The sequence below is a fragment of the Bdellovibrio svalbardensis genome (assembly GCF_029531655.1).
GTDB lineage: Bacteria > Bdellovibrionota > Bdellovibrionia > Bdellovibrionales > Bdellovibrionaceae > Bdellovibrio > Bdellovibrio svalbardensis.
Window position 1 is genome coordinate 510027 of sequence record NZ_JANRMI010000002.1, and the last position, 17871, is coordinate 527897.

Genomic DNA, 17871 nt, shown 5'->3' on the forward strand with positions numbered 1-17871 from the left:
GTACCTTTTTGAGGCTCGATGCATTATGAAATTTAAAGAAAGAGCCGTGGATTCCATGGCTCTTTCTTTATCGGAGGATCAGGTCGTGGGATTGATTCTTTTGGATGTCTTGCAGGTCCATGAGTTGGGGGCGGTATTCGCCTTTGATGAACATGTGGACTTCGTCTTTGTAGAAAGGCGAGAGGATGTGTTCTGAGATGCCGATGGGGTTGATGCCCCAACTGGTTTGTGGTTTTGCGAAATCGACGATTCTGCGTGTAGAGGCTCCGGCCAGGACTTTGAAGTCGGCCCCGAGATTTCTTTGTTTGTTGTTGTTGATCTCATTGTAGGCGCCCGGAATAGGATAAGGGCCTAAATTGAAAATCAGATTTAGAGGAAAGCTTCGTCCTAGCGGATGAACATATTCAATCGTATGAATCTCTCCCCAGGTGGGCAGGGTAGTCCATTTTGTGACGGCCTTTTTGAAGCCCTCGGTGATCAGATTTTTTTGTGATTTTCTTTGCCACCATTCGGAGTTTTCGTCTTTTAGAACGCGTTTGTAGAACACCCAGGCGTGGGTGGTGTTCAAATAGGCCTCGCGCTCTTTTTCATTCAGACCACTCAGTAGGAGGGTCATATTTTCTGCATTCCATTGATGGTAGAGGCTTGCTTCAGAAGAGTTTAATTCCGAATGAAGATCCCACTTTCTTAGTTTCTCAAGTAATGCGCCATATTTCGTTTGCTCTGCCGGGTTCAGACTCAATTGCTTCAAGAGCTTTTCAAGAATAACGGGCGTGTTTGAATTGTAGTTTAAGGTTTGCAGCTCTTTAAAATCGTCAGACTTCCAAAGATCTTTCTCTGAGAGTGCTCCTATAATTGTCTGGTAGCGATCATCGGCTTGCCAATCGCCACGCATTTCTGCGGGGGCGGCTGTGGGGCGGGAGTTGGCGGTAACAATGATTCCCGATGGGGGATTCACCAGATGAGGTTTTTCGTCCCAAGTGAAAAGTCTTTGGTATTCATCATCGCCCGAGCTGCCTTCAAGGATCAGGTCTGAGTTGGGATTGTTTTTAACAGCGTAGTCACCAACACTCCACCAGGCAATATTTCGAGGGTCTGCGTACATCACATTCAAGCCAGGAGCAGAGACAGGTTTTAAGGCCTCTTCAAAATCCTTCATGGTTTTGGCTTCGCCCATCTTATAGAGAGCCGTGATAGGATCGTTTCCTTTGGTATGGAAAGCCCACTTCAATGCAATATTCTTTTCCTCGAGGACTTCGTCCATCAAGGGGCCGTGGGGAGTTTCTATGACTTGGAAAGATGTGGCTGGCTTGTCTTTAACAAGAATTGTTTCCGATCGCGCGCGATAGGGTTGCCATTGCTTGTTGAACATCACCATCTTCTTTTCATGGTCCACTTTCTCGCGGTACAAATCCATATCGTCGGTTTGTGACATTGTAAAGCCCCAGGCGTGATGGCGAGAGTGACCTAAAACTGCAAACGGAACCATCGGCAAATAGTGGCCATAAAGCTCAAAAGTAGGCGTGTGAATATGGGCCTCAAACCAAACAGCGGGATGAGAAAATCCAATGTGAGGATCGTTGGCCAGGATGCTTTTTCCGGATTGAGATCGTTGTGGACCTATCAACCAAGAGTTGCTGCCATCAAAGTACGGAGAAAAATGATTTTCCGTAGCGATCATCATTGGCTCTAAGATTCTCAAGGCCTCTGTTTTAGCATCTGCAAATTTCAAGGGAGTTTGTAGTTTGTCATTGCGAAGATCTTGAAACAGTCCTGGCGTGAGGTTTTTTGCCAAAGAGGTCATAAGGATATCGTTTTTCAGTGCGACACCAAAGCTATAGGCCATATGCCCTGTCATAATGTAGGCATCAATTGGCGTAAAAGGGCGAGGTTTGATACGCAAAAGAGTCATGCCATAAGGGAGCGGATGGGTTGATTGATACTGATTGATGCCATCACAGTAGGCTTCCATCTCGGCGAACATTTTTTCGTCGAACTCCCCAGACTTCATTTTGTTCGCAAGCATTTCTTCCATGGTGTGGCGAAGGCCCAGGCTGCGATAAAGTTTGTCGCTTTTCAAAGCGACATCGCCAACAACTTCCGAAAGTGTTCCCTGAGTCATACGGCGCGACATTTCCATTTGAAAGAGTCTTTCGCTGGCCATGACATATCCGAGGGCGCGCAGAGCGTCTGTTTTGGATTGAGCATAGATGTGAGGAATTCCGTATTCATCGCGAAGGACGCGGATGGGGCCGGAGAGGTTTTTGACGTACATAGTTCCATCGAGTGGAGCCAGGGATCTTCTTAAAAAGAAAAAGACTGCAATGGAGAGAATAAAAAGAATTGAGAGGGTGGTAACAAGTATCTTTTTAAGTTTTTTTATCATGTTCTTACTCTCACAAAGGCAGGTCTAGGAATCAACCTGTGCGAGGATGAATGTCACTCCGCACAAAGTTGCAGGGGCTGCGTCCGTTAATTCCCTAGAGGGAAACTATGCTTTTTGCTATGCTTAAAAGGATGAGCAAAGCCTATAAAAAGAACTTTCAATTAGTGTCGGACTTTAAACCTTCCGGGGATCAGCCAAAGGCCATCGAGCAGTTGGTGGGTAATTTTAAATTGGGTTTGAAGCATCAAACTTTGCTGGGAGTGACCGGATCGGGAAAGACTTTCAGTATGGCGCATACCATTGCGCAAATGAATCAACCTGCGATTGTTCTTGCTCCGAATAAAACCCTGGCGGCGCAGCTCTATGCAGAATTCAAAGAGTTGTTTCCTAATAATGCTGTTGAGTATTTCGTCAGCTATTATGACTACTACCAGCCAGAAGCTTATATTCCTTCGACAGATACTTTTATCGAAAAGGACTCTGCGATCAATGAGCAGATCGATCGCATGCGCCACTCGGCCACTCGTTCTTTGTTTGATCGTCGTGATGTGATCATCGTCAGTTCGGTTTCTTGTATTTACGGTTTAGGATCGCCAGAAGCCTACGAAGGCATGATGATTCAAATTGTAGCCAATACAGAAATGAAGCGGGATCACTTGCTGCGAGAATTGATTCGTGTGCAGTATCAGCGTAATAACGTCGACTTCTCTCGTGGAACTGTTCGGGTGCGCGGCGATAATGTTGAAATCTTTCCTCCATATGAAGACTCTAGAGCCGTTCGCGTTGAGTTCTTTGGAGATTTCGTGGAGCGCTTGTCGTGGATTGATCCATTGACAGGGCAGGTCTTGGAGGAGATCGATCAGATCGGGATCTATCCAGGAAGCCACTATGCGACGGGTGACGACAATATTAAGAAGGCCATCGGCACGATTCAAGATGAGTTGCGCGAGCGTCTGCAGACTTTCAATAAAGAATTGAAATTCCTCGAAGCTCAACGTTTAGAGCAAAGAACCTATTTTGATATTGAAATGATGGAGCAAATGGGCTTCTGTCAGGGGATCGAAAATTATTCGCGCCATCTTACAGGTCGAGGACCCGGCGAACCACCACCTACTTTGCTTGAGTACTTTCCGAAAGACTTCATCACCTTTATCGATGAGTCCCATGTGACCGTCCCGCAAATCGGGGGGATGTATCGTGGGGACCGCGCCAGAAAATCAACATTGGTAGAGCATGGTTTCCGTTTGCCTTCGGCTTTGGATAATCGCCCCTTGAATTTCCAAGAGTTTGAAAAAATGACGGATAAGGTCGTGTATGTTTCTGCGACCCCTGGAAATTATGAACTGGAAAAATCTGAAGGGATCATTGTTGAGCAGATCATTCGACCAACAGGTTTGATTGATCCTGTTGTTGAAGTGCGTCCCGTGAAGCATCAGGTTGATGACTTGCTTAAGGAAATTCGTGAACGCATTAAGAACAAAGAGCGTGTGTTGATCACGACTTTGACGAAGCGTTCCTCTGAAGATTTGACTGAGTACTATGAAAATCTGGGCATCAAAGTGAAGTATCTGCATAGCGATATCGACACATTGGAAAGAACCGAGATTTTGAGAGACTTGCGTTTGGGTGTGTTCGATGTTCTGGTCGGAATCAACTTGCTGCGCGAAGGTTTGGATATTCCAGAAGTAAGCTTGGTCGGTATCACCGATGCCGATAAAGAAGGCTTCCTGCGTTCCGAGCGTTCCTTGATTCAAACAATTGGCCGCGCGGCTCGTAATATCAATGGCCGGGTCATTCTTTATGGCGACACCATTACAGACAGCATGCGCAAGGCAATGGGCGAGACCGATCGTCGTCGTCGTATTCAACAAGAATACAACGAAGCCCACGGCATAACTCCGCAAACTATTAGAAAGAAAATCAAGGACGGCCTTGGCGAGACTTTCGATGGCAGTTTGGCGGCGACTCCTTTGGCTGGGGAAAATCGCACGACTGCGATCTTTAATAAGTACTCGCACCAACCAGATAAGCTTCAAGAAGAGATCGCAAAACTTCGCGATAAGATGAAGAAACTTTCTGCCGATTTGGAGTTTGAAGAAGCCGCTAAGGTTCGCGACGAGGTGAAACGCTTGCAAATCATCGAGTTGAATATTCGAAACGGTGAGATTGAAAGCGAAAGTGCAGAGGTTGTGAAGAATGGCCTCAAGTAAATTTGAAGAAGTCCGCGACAAGGTAAAAGAATTCCCCACTCAGAGTGGGGTGTACCTCATGAAGGGGCCCGCGGATAAAATCATTTACATTGGTAAGGCAAAGAATCTGCGCAATCGTGTACGCAGTTATTTTACAGACAGTAAAGACCATTCTCCGAAGACCCGTTTGTTGGTCTCTCATATCCTTGAAGTTGAATATATTTTAACTAAAACCGAGGTGGAAGCCTTCCTGCTGGAAGCTTCATTGATTAAAAAACACCGCCCGAAATACAATATTCGACTGCGCGATGATAAGTCCTATCCCTATATTCGCTTTAGTTGGGGGGATGATTTCCCTCGGTTGTATCTGGCTCGAAAAGTTAAGAAAGACGGATCTCTTTATTTTGGTCCTTACACCTCAGGCTTTGCGGTGCAGGGGACAATCAAGTTTCTAAATAGAACCTTCAAGATTCGTGATTGCACCGATCCCATGTTTAAGACTCGCACACGACCGTGCATGACTTATCAAATCGGTCGATGTACGGCGCCTTGTGTGAAATATGTGACCCAAGATGAATATCGCGGGGAAGTCGAGGGCGCGAAGCTTTTCCTAAAGGGGCAGAACCGCAAGGTTTTAAAAACCATGAAAGAAAAGATGATGGGCGCTGCTGAAGAAGAAAAGTTCGAGGTGGCCGCGCGCCTGCGTGACTCCATCGAGGCCATAAAATCTATTTTGCAAAAACAAGCCGTGATCAATGACACCACAGAGAAAGACCAAGATGCCGTGGGTTTCTTTGGCGATGAGCGGGGGTGTTTGATTGAGACTGTCCACGTTCGGGCTGGGCGAGTGATCGGGACGCGTCCTCACTATCTGCCGCATTTTGATCCCAATGATCCCACAGAGGATGCACGGGAGTGGATGGTGGACTTCCTGAATCAATACTATGAAGACAACTTTATTCCCGATGATGTATTGCTTCCGGTGGATATCGGTTCGGATTTGTCTAAATTGATGGAAGAGGTTTTGAAAGAGCGCTCTGACAATAAGGTGGCGGTACGCTTTGCCACCGATGAGCGCGGGCGCAACTTGGTGGAAATGGCCAATGAAAACGCCAAAGCTCACTTCCTGAAATACGTTTCTAAATCAGAAGAGAAAATGCGTGGTCTGGAGGAGATCAAAGAGAAGTTGTCTTTGCCGGAAATTCCCCGTCGCATTGAGTGTTACGATATTTCTACTTTCCAAGGAGCGGAAACAGTCGCTTCGCAAGTGGTGTTTGAGGAAGGGGTTCCCGCAAAGGAACACTATCGTCGTTATAAAATCAGAACCGTGGAAGGTATCAATGACTTTGCCTCTATGTACGAAGTTCTATCAAGACGCTTTAAGCACACCGAGTATGAAGATCCGCAATTGATTGTGATTGACGGTGGTAAAGGGCAGTTATCTCAGGCCATGAAGATCCTCGAGGAAATTGGTCGCAAAGACATCCCTGTGGTTGGCTTGGCGAAGGCAAGAACGGAAAGCGACTTCCAAAAGGCAGAAGTGGAATCAACCGACGAGCGATTCTTCCTGCCAGGTCGTCAAAACCCGGTGATCTTTAAAAATAACGCCGAGGCTTTGTATATCTTATCGGGCATTCGCGACGAAGCCCATCGTTTTGCGATTACCTACCATCGCAAGCTCCGCGAAGGGACATCATTAGAGAGTGAGTTGGATTACGTTGTCGGCTTGGGTGAAAAAAGAAAGAAAGTTCTTTTGACTCAGTACAACTCTATTGATGAAATCAGAATGGCTGAACCAGCAGATATTGCGAAATTGAAGGGCTTCAACAGAGTCCTTGCTGAACGCATTATTCTTCAGCTCAATGATTCCGAGGAAGAAGAGATAGAAGCAGAATGAGAAGCCTGACATGAAGAATCACGCACTGTTAGTGGGAATAGGTATTTTTTTTAGCCGTATTGCAGGCTTGGTGCGTGAGCGGGTGTTTGCTCACTACTTCGGGAACTCAGATGCCGGGGATGCATTTAAAGCCGCCCTGAAGATTCCAAATTTTCTGCAAAATCTTTTTGGTGAAGGGGTTTTGTCAGCCAGTTTTATTCCCGTCTATGCACAATTGTTGGCCAAGAAGCATGATGAAGAAGCTGCCAAGGTGGCTTCAGTTATCGGTAGTTTGCTGTTTCTAATGACTTCCTTGTTGGTGATTTCTGGTGTTTTTGCGACGCCATTCTTGATTGATCTTATTGCGCCAGGATTTGTCGGTGCGAAGCGGGAACTAACCATTAAGATCGTTCAGGTTCTTTTTCCAGGCACAGGCTTTTTGGTTATGTCAGCTTGGTGTTTGGGGATTTTAAATTCCCATAAAAAGTTTTTCCTTTCGTACGTTGCTCCGGTTATTTGGAATTTAACCATCATTGCGACACTGGTAATCTGGGGAGCCAAACAGCCTGAACAGTTTGATCTCGCCGTCACAGTTTCCTGGGGGCTTGTCGCAGGAAGCTTTTTGCAGTTCTTTGTGCAGCTTCCGTCGGCCTTGCGATTGGGTAAGAAAGTGTATCCTTCGTTGGATTTGAATTTGACGAGCGTGAGAACCATTATTCGTAACTTCGTTCCAGTGGTTGTCTCTCGTGGCGTGGTTCAAGTGAGTGCTTACATCGACAATATGTTGGCCAGTCTATTGCCAACAGGAGCAGTGTCTTCATTGGCATATGCCCAGACTTTGTACTTGCTTCCAGTCAGCCTTTTTGGAATGAGTGTTTCTGCAGCGGAACTTCCGACCATGTCCCAAGCGACGGGCAGTGAAGAAGAAATTCGCGAGTACTTGAAGCAACGCTTGAATCGCGGTCTTGAACAGATCGCCTTCTTCATTATTCCATCGGTTGTGGCCTTCTTGTTTTTAGGTGATCTGATTGTAGGAGCGGTTTTTCAAACGGGACAGTTTGATGCAAACAGCACCAAAGCAGTTTGGTTCGTCCTTATCGGATCGACGGTGGGTTTGTTGGCTTCCACCTTAGGGCGCTTGTATTCGTCGACTTTCTATTCCCTGAAAGACACTCGCACGCCCTTGCAGTTTGCGATTATTCGCGTGATCTTCACGACCTTTCTGGGGGGGGTGTTTGGTTTCTATCTTCCGAAGGCTTTGGGGCTTGAGGCTTCATGGGGCACGCCAGGATTGACGGCTTCGGCGGGGCTCGCAGGGTGGATTGAATTCTATTTCCTTAGAAAAGCTTTGAATAAAAAAATTGGTAAAACAGGATTGTCTTTGAAGTATCAGGCAAAAGTGTGGAGTATTGCCATTGTGAGCGCAGGCATTCCTGCTTTGCTTGCACATTTTGTTTTAACCACGCCAATGCATGTGATTGTAAAAGCATCGATTGCAGTTGTGATCTATGGGCTGCTCTATTTTACGCTTGGGTATTTACTCAAGGTTGAACAAGCCCATAGTTTCTTGCAAAAAATCCTCAGACGATTGCGCTAACTTTAGTAGCTATTTTAGTAGCGGTTGCCCCAACCATAAAGTCTTACGATAAAGTTGCCGGCGCTGGTTGCGAAGACCAGCTGGCCGCTGTAGCTTCCCTCATACCAGGGTCTAAATTCGATCCATGCATCACAGGTGCGGCCGGGATTTAATACCCGTGGGCAGTTGCTATTGCCGTAGAACGCTGATCCATAAAGACGAACAGAGTCGATCAGCAAAGGTTGGTTGCCAGTGCTGCGCAACGTGAAACGAGCATATTGACTGGTATTTACTCTGGTGATTCCAAAGTTGTAGTTATAATACTGATTGCCGCCATGATGGTCGGAGTTGCCGAGTGTTTGAACATTTTCGACGGAATTGGCAACTGTGATGGTCAGTTGCGATTCCGTAGGTTGGGTCTCCGCAGCGATGCTTGAAACGGAAACAAAACAAGAAATCAGTGAGCCGGTCAGGGCCATTAGCCAAGTTTTCATAAGCGTCTCCTTTGAGCGATGAGTGAGTTTATTGGTTGAGAATAATTTTTGTTGAAGAAGCAATTGGTCGCAAAGAAATTCCATTGTATGCTCTTCTTGTCATGAAAGAATCTATCTGGTCTCCTCTGAAAATTCCTGTTTACCGTGCTTTTTGGATCTGTGCTTTTTTGTCAAATCTGGGTACTTGGATTCAAGATGTGGCGGCAAGTTGGGTGATGACACATCTATCGACTTCACCTTTGGTGATTTCTTTGCTTTCTTTTACCAGCAGTTTGCCAGTTGTGTTTTTGAGCATCCCTGCAGGGTTTGTGGCTGATCAAGGACATCGACGTCGAATTTTATTGGCAGCGCAATCAGGAATGTTTTTGTCAGCCGCCGTCTTGGCCTTTTTGGTGTGGCGTGGACAAGTGACAGAGTCTTCCTTGCTGTTTCTTTCCTTGGTGATGGGGATTGGTTTTGCTTTGACCAATCCGGCTTTTCAATCGGTGTTAACAGATCTTGTACCCACGGACAGTCAGGCGCAGGCCGTGCTGGTTTATTATATGGGGATTAATATCACCCGGGTTCTGGGGCCTACCGTTGGCGGAGGAATCCTGAGTGGATTCGGACCGGAAGTGGCTTTCTTTGTAAACAGTCTTTCCTTCTTGGGATTGATTCTGTTTTTCTGGCGTTGGCCGGTGAAGGAATCAATTGAAGAGAAAAAGGAAGTCGTGTGGACCCAGGAAGAATGGAAGTTTTTATTTTCATTTCACAACATGAAGTTGTGGGTTGAGATTTTCATTGTAACCTTCTTTGCAAGCTCACTCTGGGCTTTGTATCCCACACGCGGAAGAGTTGAGTTGGGATTAAGCAGTTTGCAATACGGATCTCTTTTAGGCTTCCTAGGATTGGGGGCCTGTTTCAGTGCAGTCTATTCGGATAAAATCATGCGGCCCAACAAAACCGATCTTTCCTTGGCTGGGGCTTACGTCGTTTATGCCGTGGGTTTGTTTTTGATGGCAGTGGCGCCGAGTTTTATTTTTATGTGTGAAGCGATGTTCTTTGCCGGAATTGGTTGGTTGATTCTTGCGACTCTAATGAACATGAGTTCAAGGCAACTCACTGGGAAGTCGCATCTCAAGGCGACGATGCTCGGAGTTTTTCTGGCAGTATTTTATGCGGGGATGGCCTTCGGTGCCGTCAGTTGGGGAACCTTCGCAAGATTCAGTTCAAGTTCGAAGGCTCTTCTGGTGGCAGCGGTTGGCTTGTCACTTGTCGGATTCTATAAGTTTATGCGGGCAAAAGCTTAGGCAAAGACCTAGTGAACACGGTGATGGGCAAGATCTCTTTCTTTTGCGCAAGCAGGGCACTTGGCTTCTTCCTGTAGGACAGAGCACTCAGTGTCTTGGCGATAGCTGAATTCAACCGGGGCGCAGCAGAGTTCACAATTGTTGACAGCATTTTTAAAGCTCTCTCTTTTGATGAATTCCTCTGTTGAAATGATATTGAATTTGAAGACTTCCATAGGATCCTCCCCGTTGATATCTTACTTATCGGTTAGATTTGTCCCAGCTTGAGACAAATCTGAGGTCATTCAGTCGATTTCGCCAAGCGCCAAAGTTGACGGTTTTGATAGTCTAAGGTCTGGGGCGGGAGTAAACTTCCCGGCATGAAGGACTATATTCAGTATCTGGAAGAGGTTTTAGGCCTGCAAAAGGTCATGATCGCGAAGGATCCGTCAACATCATCAGCCGTTAAAGCTCAGTTTTTTACTGAGCAAGGTTCATTTGCTCCCGCAGGGGCAACTTTACAGACACCCACTGATATTCAGCACTATGAATTGATCTTTCTCAATATTCTGACTCAAGCTAAAGAAAGCATCTTTCTTCCAGAGACCAAAGAGTTGTTTGGCAAGATGAAGGCCGCAATGAAACTGGTGAATCTTCAAGTGCTAGAACTTGATTGCACCGTCGAAGATCGTTCACAGCTTCCTTCAGAACTTGCAAAAATCTGTGAAAGCAAAGTGGTTGTGGTCTTTAGCTCGTTTCCGAAAGATATTGGCGAGCTGATCTTTAAAGGCCCGGGAAAATGGATTGAAACATACAGTCCCGCTTATTTGATAGAAGATGCGGGGGCTAAAAAAGTTGTGTGGAATGATCTGCAAAAAGTCATGAAGGAGCTCAACGTATGAAGTTTTTAATCTCAGTACTTATTTTGCTACTGGGAGTAAAAGCTTCGGCAGCATGCACCTTGGCGGTGACAATCAATGAGGCGATATCCGCTTCGACCTTCGATTATCTTGAGCGCGCAGAGAAACACGCCCTTGATAGCAAATGTGATTCCATTTTAGTGCGAATGAACACTCCAGGTGGAAGCCTGCAGAGTACGCGCATGATTGTTGAAAAGATGCTTGCGTCCTCCGTGCCATATCTTTGCTTGATCACGCCAAGCGGAGGACATGCTGGCAGCGCCGGAGCAATCATTCTTCAAGCTTGCCACGTCAACGGTGGATTGAACGCCACCAATGTGGGCGCGGCCACTCCTATTTTGGGTACCGGTGAAAAGATGCCCGATGATCTTAGAAATAAGATGATCAACGACACCGTGAGCTGGTTGGAGGGCATTACCAAACTGCGCGGTCGTAGTCAGAAGTTTTCAAAAGAGATTGTGACAGAGGCAAAGGCTTTAAGCAGTGAAGAGGCTCAAAAAATTGGCGCCTTGGATATTTTGGCAACGAACGAAACCGAGTTCCTGGATAAATCCCAAGGCAAAAAAGTCTTGCTGGGGGAAGCCAAGGAAATCGAAGTTCAAGTCGGCGACCTTCAGGAGTTCACTCCGGATCTTCGTTACCGAGTTCTTAGTTTTGTTGCCGACCCTGAATTTGCCTACTTGCTGTTTATGGGAAGTTTGGGCTTGTTGTATGTCGAAATCACTCATCCTGGTTTGATTGCTCCGGGGGTGATTGGTGGATTGGGATTGATTCTGTCGATGGTCGCTTTCCATAAGCTCGATGTGATGTGGGGCGGACTGGTGTTGATCATCTTGGGTATTGCCTTCTTGGTTGCTGAATTGTTCCTGCCAAGTTTTGGAATTCTGGGTGTAGGTGGTTTGGTGGCAGTCTTTATGGGAAGTTTGTTTTTGTTTGATCCGGCGGCAGGATATCAATTGCCGTTATCATTAATTATCACTGTAGTTTTAGTCTTAGGGGCCTTCTTCTTGGGAATTGGGTATTTGGCTTTGAGCACCGTGAGATTAAAGCGCAAAGATTGGGACGATGATCTTCAGAGAAATGAAGGCCGTGTTGTCTCTGTTGAGCAAAACGGTCATGGCGGCCAGATTCAAATCATGGGTGAGATCTGGAAGTTTGTCTCTGAAGACTCCCTTGAAGTGAATGATCTCGTCCATGTCACGGCCCGACAGGGGCTGACCTTGAATGTTAAGAAAAAAAATAAAAGGAGTACGTAAATGGAGTTCTTAATAGCATTAGTTGTAGTTGGTGGGATCATCATCTCATCCATGGTGAAGATTCTGAATGATTGGGAACGTGGTGTGGTTTTAAGACTGGGCAGAGCCGTGGGTGTACGTGGGCCGGGCTTGATTCTTTTAATTCCTTTCATCGAACGAATGATCAAAATCGACACACGTACTTTGGCGATGGACGTTCCTCCACAAGACGTCATCACAAAAGACAATGTCAGCATGCAAGTGAATGCCGTGGTTTATTTTAAAGTGGTTTCGCCTCTTGAGGCGATCACGAAAATTGAAGACTATTACTTTGCAACAAGCCAGCTTTCGCAGACCACTTTGCGTTCCGTGATGGGGCAATATCCTTTGGATGATATCCTCGTTCACCGCGATATGATCAATGGGGCTCTTCAAGAGATTCTTGATAAGCACACGGAAGCTTGGGGCGTAAAAGTCTCAATGGTGGAAGTAAAACAGATCGACTTACCAAAAGAGATGCAAAGAGCGATGGCTCGTGAAGCGGAAGCAGAGCGTGAGCGTCGTGCGAAAGTCATCAGTGCGGAGGGTGAGGTGCAGCGTGCTGAAAGATTGGCCAAGGCGTCAAACACATTGGCGGGGTCGCCATCAGCATTACAATTGGCCTATATGCAAACCCTGACTGAAATCGCAGGAGATAAGTCGAATACGATCTTGTTCCCGTTGCCAATGGATTTGCTAAAACCGTTCATGCAGTTGGAAAACAAAAACTAGACTTTCATCAACCTCAAATTCTTAGTCTAATGAGAGAGCGCAGCGCTCTCTCAAAGAGAGCCGGGCAAAGCAAGAAGCTTTGCCCTTTTGTTTTTTTGTGCAATGCAAACTCTACGGACGGAGTCGTTGGTGCGAATCATTTGGGCCTTCATTGGTTTTTTGAGCGTTTTGTTTCTATCCATCCCAGACGCCCAATCTGCGGCATCCCCGCAAAATCAGGAACTTGTCCGTGTTCGCCTGATGACCATCAATAAAAAGATTCAACTCACCGGGATGAGTCTTAAGTTTCAAAACTTGGCCCAACCCTTCCGACCTGTTGCCATTCCTCAAAACGGCCAAGCTGAAGTTCGCCTTTTGGAAAAAAACGGAAAGTATTTTTGGGCCTTAAGATTGAACAATCAAGAGCGTGAGCATCTGTTTACTGAAAAGTATTTGATGGTGCAAGGTGAAGACCTTCGCGTGGGAGCGCAAAGCCTGCCGGCTAGAGTTCTGCTAACACCCAATGGAAATCAAAAAGTCGATGTGATTGGTGTAGTCCCTTTGGATGAATATATCGTGGGAGTACTATCCAGCGAAATGCCCACGTCGTGGCCGATGGAAACCTTAAAGGCCCAAGCCGTGGCGATTCGCTCCTACACATTGGCAGTTATCGAGGAACGCAAAGATCGTCCTTACCATGTTGAAAGCAGTGTGATGGATCAGGTTTTCCGCCATGTTATGGGTGAGGATGAAAACGATGCTAAGGTAAAAAGAGCGATTCAAGCCGTGGCGGATACGCAAGGTATTCGTCTTTATGGGCCGAACGAGAAAGTACTCAAAGCCTTCTATCATGCTGACTGCGGCGGTAAAACCACCACCGCAAAAAATGTTTGGAAGGGGGGCGTGGATGCCGGTGTTGCCGTCGACAGCTCTTGTCCGACGGGGCCCCACGCTCAATGGAATTTGAAAATGACCAAAGAAGATTTGAAAAAGCGTCTTCACCTTGTCGACTTCACTTCGTTGGCGTTGGTAAAAGCAAAAGGGGATTCGCGAGTTCAATCAGTGCAAGTGGCTATGACAGATGGAACTCGCAAGATGATCTCTGCCAATGATTTTCGCCAAGCCATGGGCTATCAAGATTTGCGCAGCACTTCTTTTGATATCAAGGAAGAAGGGGATCAAGTGGTCTTTTCAGGACGTGGCTTTGGTCACGGTGTTGGGCTTTGTCAGTGGGGAAGCCGTGTTCTCGGGCAGCGCGGAGCAAAATTTCAAGAGATTCTAAAACATTACTATCCGCTCGCTAGACTTAAGTAAATTTAGTTTAGTTAAATAAAGCCGATAAGTTTTCATATGAAAAACATGAAAACTACAGTACTTGTCGGCATCATTGTTTTATTATCAACTGCATCACTTCAAGTTCAAGCGACGGAAGCGGATGCTCCCTGCTTGGACTGCGCAGCGACTGATGGAAAGGTTCTTTCAAAGTCCGCCATTGCCATTCAAGAGGCCGTCAAACCGTCAGAGAAAAAATCAGACCAACAATCAGAAATGCATTGGATTGATGCCGCCTTCTTTGTAGATACAAAGCCCGTAGGTAAAGAGCTGGATGTCATTTTCAAAAATCCCAGCGATCTCAATATTAATATTTATAAAATGAAAAACGTAAATTCGATTTTTACGAGTTTCCTAAATCACAAGAGTTTGAAAGAAGCGTTGCAAGACGTCAATAAAAGCGGTGCGAGCTTAGGTCACGAAGAAAAATTATTACTTTTGAGTATGGTGGGTAGTCGCCTCTCAAGTGGATACAGCGCGACCGGAAAAGAAAATCGAGATATCAACTCTGTCTACCTTAATGCTGTGAAGGCAAAAAAAGAAGGTGGGATTTGTGGCGATATTCATCAGCTACTGGGAGATGTGGCAAAAAGCCTGGGCTTCGAAGCAGTGGGACGTCATACCGGACAATGGCAGCAGGATCTGACCAAAGACAATGCTGGTGGCCACGCGATCATGCATTTCCGCGATCCCAAAACCGGTGAGTACTACGTGCAGAACTATTCGCAAATTTACAACACTCGCCAAAAAACTCTGCAATCTGCTGTCGATGTCTCGACAAAAATTTTAGGAGTGATCACGGGGCAATCATACGTTGAATCACGTCCGGGGAAAACCCATGAGTATGTTCCAGCGACGGCGCAATGGGTGCAAGAACAGATTAAGAATGCGGCAACAATTAAAAAAGACTCTTCGGTCATGACGATCAAAGCAGGTCAAAATGAGCAGACTTTTGCAGTGCAATTGGGCAACGAAAATATCAAAGGCTTCTTAATGAGCAGCCGGATCAATACGAACGAGGGTAACTATCAAGTGGATGTTGCCGGATTGTCAACTCGAGGTGAATATTCTCGAGAATTCAAAGATCGTATGGTTGATGAAGTGAAAGTCACAACCGAGGCCTACGGTGGCGCGATGAGAATTTCAGCTCCGGGCTTTGATGCCATTACTGACACCTATAAACAGGGGGAGCGCAATACGTTGTTCTTTGGCGCTAACATGAAAGGCTCCGCTCGTATTAATGATACGACGGGGAAGATTGAAATCAATTCGATCAATCTAGATTTGAAGCCTAAAGGCAGTGAGCAAACCAAGACGACCACCGCAGGAACTCGAACAGAGTTTAAAGTGGGGGCCGAGCAGGAATGGAAAGATTTGAATCTGAAAGCTTCCGCTGATCGCACTTGGGCCTTTATTCCAATGATTGAGCAGCATCAAAAGTCGAAGCCGACGACTGCCTATGATCGGGTGGGTGTTATGTACGATACCAGTAAGCCTGATAAGAAAGAAGCCTACTTGGTTGTGGGTTCTGATGTTTATTTCCTGGAAGGTGTGAATGTCAGTTCAGCAGTGGCCTTGAAGAATTCGATTAAAGCGGTCATTCCAACGGAACAACTGGGAACCTTTACGCTCAGTGCAGATCTGGCTAAGGTTGTTCAGAACAAAAGCAAAGATCCTTTTTATGACACCGTTCCAACTACTTCAGTGGGGATTGATTGGAACAAGCAGCTGAATAAGTTGGTCGATGTGGGTTTCAATGTGAATTACACCAAAGGAAATCAGATACAGCCATTTGCGGTTATCGGACCTGTGACTCCAGTGATGGGGGGAACAGAAAAGAAAGTGCAAGGAATGGTGTATCTGCATGGTCGCTTCTAGTTGGCACTCCGACTTCGTCGGAGTAGAGAAGTCTATTTTAGTTAAAATTCTTTGGACTTGAGGTAGGTAAAATAAAAAAAGGGACTGTGAAAGTCCCTTTTTTAGTTCCAGAGTGTGATTCTATTTTTTAGAATCCCATAAAGACTCGGGCCGCAAACATAAAAACTGCTCCCAAGATCAAGGCATTTGTTGCTGTGACTGTCATATGTCGTTCCTTTAAGTGAAATGGCTAAAATTTGATACAATTCCCATTTCGGTAAAATCCTAGAAATTCTTGAATTTTTCTTTTTTTGACGAAGTATTAGACAGGGTTTTGGTCTGGTGGGTGCCCTTTTTGCGCTCCATCCCCAAGGATTAGACGATGAACAGCCTTTTGTTTCAGGCTGAGAAAGTGCATTTTTTACCAATGGTATCAATATCTTAAGTGGGTTGTGGAGGGTTGGCACAAGCATCGCAATAGCATCCCTATGAGAGGTGGCCACTAAAGGCACACCCCTTAAAAGAGAGAGGCTGTTATGAAAAATCTCAACACTAAGCTTTTGATCCTTCTTGCTGGGTTCTCACTTATGGGAGTCGGCTGCGGAAAGAATCAACTACAAGCAAACTCAACTAATGTAGTGAGTGATGGGACTATTCTTCCAGGCGGAGAAATCCCTGGTGCTCCAGACTCTACAACAACTTCATCGGGTTCATACACGAACACGGCGACATTTGTTCCGGTTTCATTGGCTGAGTTCAACTCTTACGTAGCATCTCATCCATTGAACAACCCATCGAACTTTAAAATCACAGTGGAATTGCAAAAAACAGCATCCAGCCGTTACGGTGGAACGGTTAAGTTGTCTTATACCGACACTGGTTACCAATACGCAGGAACTTTCACGGCGGGCACAGGAACAAACGTATCTATGTCTGGTTTGAAAGATAATGGAACTGAAGAGTCTCAGTTTAACTACTGGTATGCATCTGGCGGTAAAGCGGTGTTCTCTGGCATGTTCCAGGATTCTCAAGGTGCCATCGTGGTTGTTGTCGACAGCATGATCAACCAAGGTGATGCTCAAGGTGGTTCGGTTGTGTCTGGTTCAGTTTACTACAAGAACTTCGCACAGTCTTATGCAACTCAATCACCATATAGAAAGTGCTGGTTCATCTACAACGGACCATATAACTGCCGTGACTCTGCAATCATTAACAAGTCTTCTTTGATCCCTTCTGATGGTGGTTACAGAAAACTTGGAACTTTCACTGGATTGAGCAAGTCACAAGCGTTCGCACAGTAAGTTTGAGATAGATTTTAAAATAAATAGCTAGAATTAATAAGAAGGAAAAAGAGGAGAGAATTATGGAAAACCTTAACAAAAAGACTTTAAGTTTTTCTGCAAGACTTTTCACCCATGCAGTCGCAGCTTTGGCCCTGGTCACTTCGGTGGCCGCTTGCGGAAATAATGGTGGCGATGGCAATGGCGGTGGCGTGGTGGGACCTCAATTGGGAATCACCGGATGTTCAAGTTGCGTAACTTCCATGGCGAATCCCCTTTCTATCGACATTTTTAATGCAAAAAACCCATCAGGCATTGCAAGTCTTCAAGGCATGCAGTTGATCGTGAATGGTGCGAACTTTGTTCCGGGCACAAGTTCGAGTTATAACTTGTACAGTGGGCCGGTTGCGATTCAAGGAAACTTCATTCTTTCGCAAACTGTCGCAGACCCGGCAACGGGGCAATGTGTGATCCCAGCGGGAACTTATGGGATTCAAACAGCGGATGTTGGTCAAATGTCGTTGGGCACATTGCGAGTTCCAAGATTGGTTTCAACGACCGGCAATATCGTTTTGGAATTGTCTGAAGGTGTTCTTTATAAAGATGTTGCCACACAAGCGACTCGTTTGTTCGGAACTTTGATGATTAAAAGCGTGAACGGACAAGTTTGTACAAATGCTTTCTCTGCTGTTTTGAACTAAGTCTTTA

General features: G+C 45.9%; 14 protein-coding genes. 11 read left to right on the plus strand and 3 right to left on the minus strand.

Annotation, left to right across the window (positions count from 1 at the left end):
- Positions 1–67: 67 nt before the first annotated feature.
- Positions 68–2386 carry a penicillin acylase family protein gene (locus tag NWE73_RS07600; protein ID WP_277577702.1) on the minus strand — a complete coding sequence of 773 codons (2319 nt, stop codon included), beginning with the start codon at positions 2384–2386 and terminating at the stop codon, positions 68–70.
- Positions 2387–2517: 131 nt separating this feature from the next.
- Between NWE73_RS07600 and uvrB the strand changes: the two genes are divergently transcribed.
- Genes uvrB through murJ form a run of 3 tightly spaced genes read left to right on the plus strand, consistent with a single transcriptional unit; the run spans position 2518 to position 8048 of the window.
- Positions 2518–4596, plus strand: coding sequence for an excinuclease ABC subunit UvrB (gene uvrB / locus NWE73_RS07605; protein WP_407652944.1), 2079 nt, complete (start codon positions 2518–2520; stop codon positions 4594–4596).
- Positions 4583–6472 (plus strand): excinuclease ABC subunit UvrC, encoded by a 1890-nt coding sequence (uvrC, locus tag NWE73_RS07610; RefSeq protein WP_277577704.1) that lies wholly within the window; start codon positions 4583–4585, stop codon positions 6470–6472. Before uvrB ends, uvrC begins: the two co-directional genes overlap by 14 nt.
- A 10-nt stretch (positions 6473–6482) precedes the next feature.
- Positions 6483–8048 carry a murein biosynthesis integral membrane protein MurJ gene (gene murJ / locus NWE73_RS07615; RefSeq protein WP_277577705.1) on the plus strand — a complete coding sequence of 522 codons (1566 nt, stop codon included), beginning with the start codon at positions 6483–6485 and terminating at the stop codon, positions 8046–8048.
- A 14-nt stretch (positions 8049–8062) separates the two neighbouring features.
- Here the strand turns inward: murJ and NWE73_RS07620 are convergent, their stop codons facing one another.
- Positions 8063–8521 (minus strand): choice-of-anchor D domain-containing protein, encoded by a 459-nt coding sequence (locus tag NWE73_RS07620; RefSeq protein WP_277577706.1) that lies wholly within the window; start codon positions 8519–8521, stop codon positions 8063–8065.
- Positions 8522–8556: 35 nt separating this feature from the next.
- Here NWE73_RS07620 and NWE73_RS07625 point away from each other — a divergent pair, with 35 nt between their 5' ends.
- Positions 8557–9810 carry an MFS transporter gene (locus NWE73_RS07625; RefSeq protein ID WP_277577707.1) on the plus strand — a complete coding sequence of 418 codons (1254 nt, stop codon included), beginning with the start codon at positions 8557–8559 and terminating at the stop codon, positions 9808–9810.
- Positions 9811–9818: 8 nt separating this feature from the next.
- Here the strand turns inward: NWE73_RS07625 and NWE73_RS07630 are convergent, their stop codons facing one another.
- Entirely contained in the window at positions 9819–10025 is a 207-nt protein-coding gene (locus NWE73_RS07630; protein WP_277577708.1) for a hypothetical protein, read from the minus strand.
- 144 nt (positions 10026–10169) lie between these two features.
- On the opposite strand from NWE73_RS07630, the gene NWE73_RS07635 reads away from it, so the two are divergent.
- From NWE73_RS07635 to NWE73_RS07665, 7 genes are all read left to right on the plus strand, one after another.
- A complete protein-coding gene (locus NWE73_RS07635; RefSeq protein ID WP_277577709.1) occupies positions 10170–10691 on the plus strand; it encodes a hypothetical protein in 522 nt (173 codons plus the stop codon).
- Positions 10688–11965 carry an NfeD family protein gene (locus tag NWE73_RS07640; RefSeq protein ID WP_277577710.1) on the plus strand — a complete coding sequence of 426 codons (1278 nt, stop codon included), beginning with the start codon at positions 10688–10690 and terminating at the stop codon, positions 11963–11965. The genes NWE73_RS07635 and NWE73_RS07640 overlap by 4 nt, the downstream gene beginning before the upstream one ends.
- Positions 11966–12715, plus strand: coding sequence for a slipin family protein (locus NWE73_RS07645; protein WP_277577711.1), 750 nt, complete (start codon positions 11966–11968; stop codon positions 12713–12715). It begins immediately after the preceding gene.
- 129 nt (positions 12716–12844) lie between these two features.
- Positions 12845–14008 (plus strand): SpoIID/LytB domain-containing protein, encoded by a 1164-nt coding sequence (locus NWE73_RS07650; RefSeq protein WP_277577712.1) that lies wholly within the window; start codon positions 12845–12847, stop codon positions 14006–14008.
- 36 nt (positions 14009–14044) lie between these two features.
- Positions 14045–15904, plus strand: a complete 1860-nt coding sequence (locus NWE73_RS07655) for a hypothetical protein (RefSeq protein ID WP_277577713.1) — start codon at positions 14045–14047, stop codon at positions 15902–15904.
- A 515-nt stretch (positions 15905–16419) separates the two neighbouring features.
- Positions 16420–17184: a hypothetical protein gene (locus NWE73_RS07660; RefSeq protein ID WP_277577714.1), complete on the plus strand. Its 765-nt coding sequence runs from the start codon at positions 16420–16422 to the stop codon at positions 17182–17184.
- A gap of 62 nt (positions 17185–17246) precedes the next feature.
- On the plus strand, positions 17247–17864 hold the full coding sequence (locus tag NWE73_RS07665) for a hypothetical protein (protein WP_277577715.1): 618 nt from the start codon (positions 17247–17249) through the stop codon (positions 17862–17864).
- Positions 17865–17871: the final 7 nt, after the last annotated feature.

What these genes read in the sequence shown, in the direction of transcription:
- NWE73_RS07665 (WP_277577715.1), top strand. Translation starts at nt 17,247, where the DNA reads ATGGAAAACCTTAACAAAAAGACTTTAAGTTTTTCTGCAAGACTTTTC.
- murJ (WP_277577705.1), top strand. Translation starts at nt 6,483, where the DNA reads ATGAAGAATCACGCACTGTTAGTGGGAATAGGTATTTTTTTTAGCCGT.
- NWE73_RS07620 (WP_277577706.1), bottom strand. Translation starts at nt 8,521, where the DNA reads ATGAAAACTTGGCTAATGGCCCTGACCGGCTCACTGATTTCTTGTTTT.
- NWE73_RS07655 (WP_277577713.1), top strand. Translation starts at nt 14,045, where the DNA reads ATGAAAAACATGAAAACTACAGTACTTGTCGGCATCATTGTTTTATTA.
- NWE73_RS07645 (WP_277577711.1), top strand. Translation starts at nt 11,966, where the DNA reads ATGGAGTTCTTAATAGCATTAGTTGTAGTTGGTGGGATCATCATCTCA.
- uvrB (WP_407652944.1), top strand. Translation starts at nt 2,518, where the DNA reads ATGAGCAAAGCCTATAAAAAGAACTTTCAATTAGTGTCGGACTTTAAA.
- NWE73_RS07660 (WP_277577714.1), top strand. Translation starts at nt 16,420, where the DNA reads ATGAAAAATCTCAACACTAAGCTTTTGATCCTTCTTGCTGGGTTCTCA.
- NWE73_RS07635 (WP_277577709.1), top strand. Translation starts at nt 10,170, where the DNA reads ATGAAGGACTATATTCAGTATCTGGAAGAGGTTTTAGGCCTGCAAAAG.
- NWE73_RS07600 (WP_277577702.1), bottom strand. Translation starts at nt 2,386, where the DNA reads ATGATAAAAAAACTTAAAAAGATACTTGTTACCACCCTCTCAATTCTT.
- NWE73_RS07640 (WP_277577710.1), top strand. Translation starts at nt 10,688, where the DNA reads ATGAAGTTTTTAATCTCAGTACTTATTTTGCTACTGGGAGTAAAAGCT.
- NWE73_RS07630 (WP_277577708.1), bottom strand. Translation starts at nt 10,025, where the DNA reads ATGGAAGTCTTCAAATTCAATATCATTTCAACAGAGGAATTCATCAAA.
- uvrC (WP_277577704.1), top strand. Translation starts at nt 4,583, where the DNA reads ATGGCCTCAAGTAAATTTGAAGAAGTCCGCGACAAGGTAAAAGAATTC.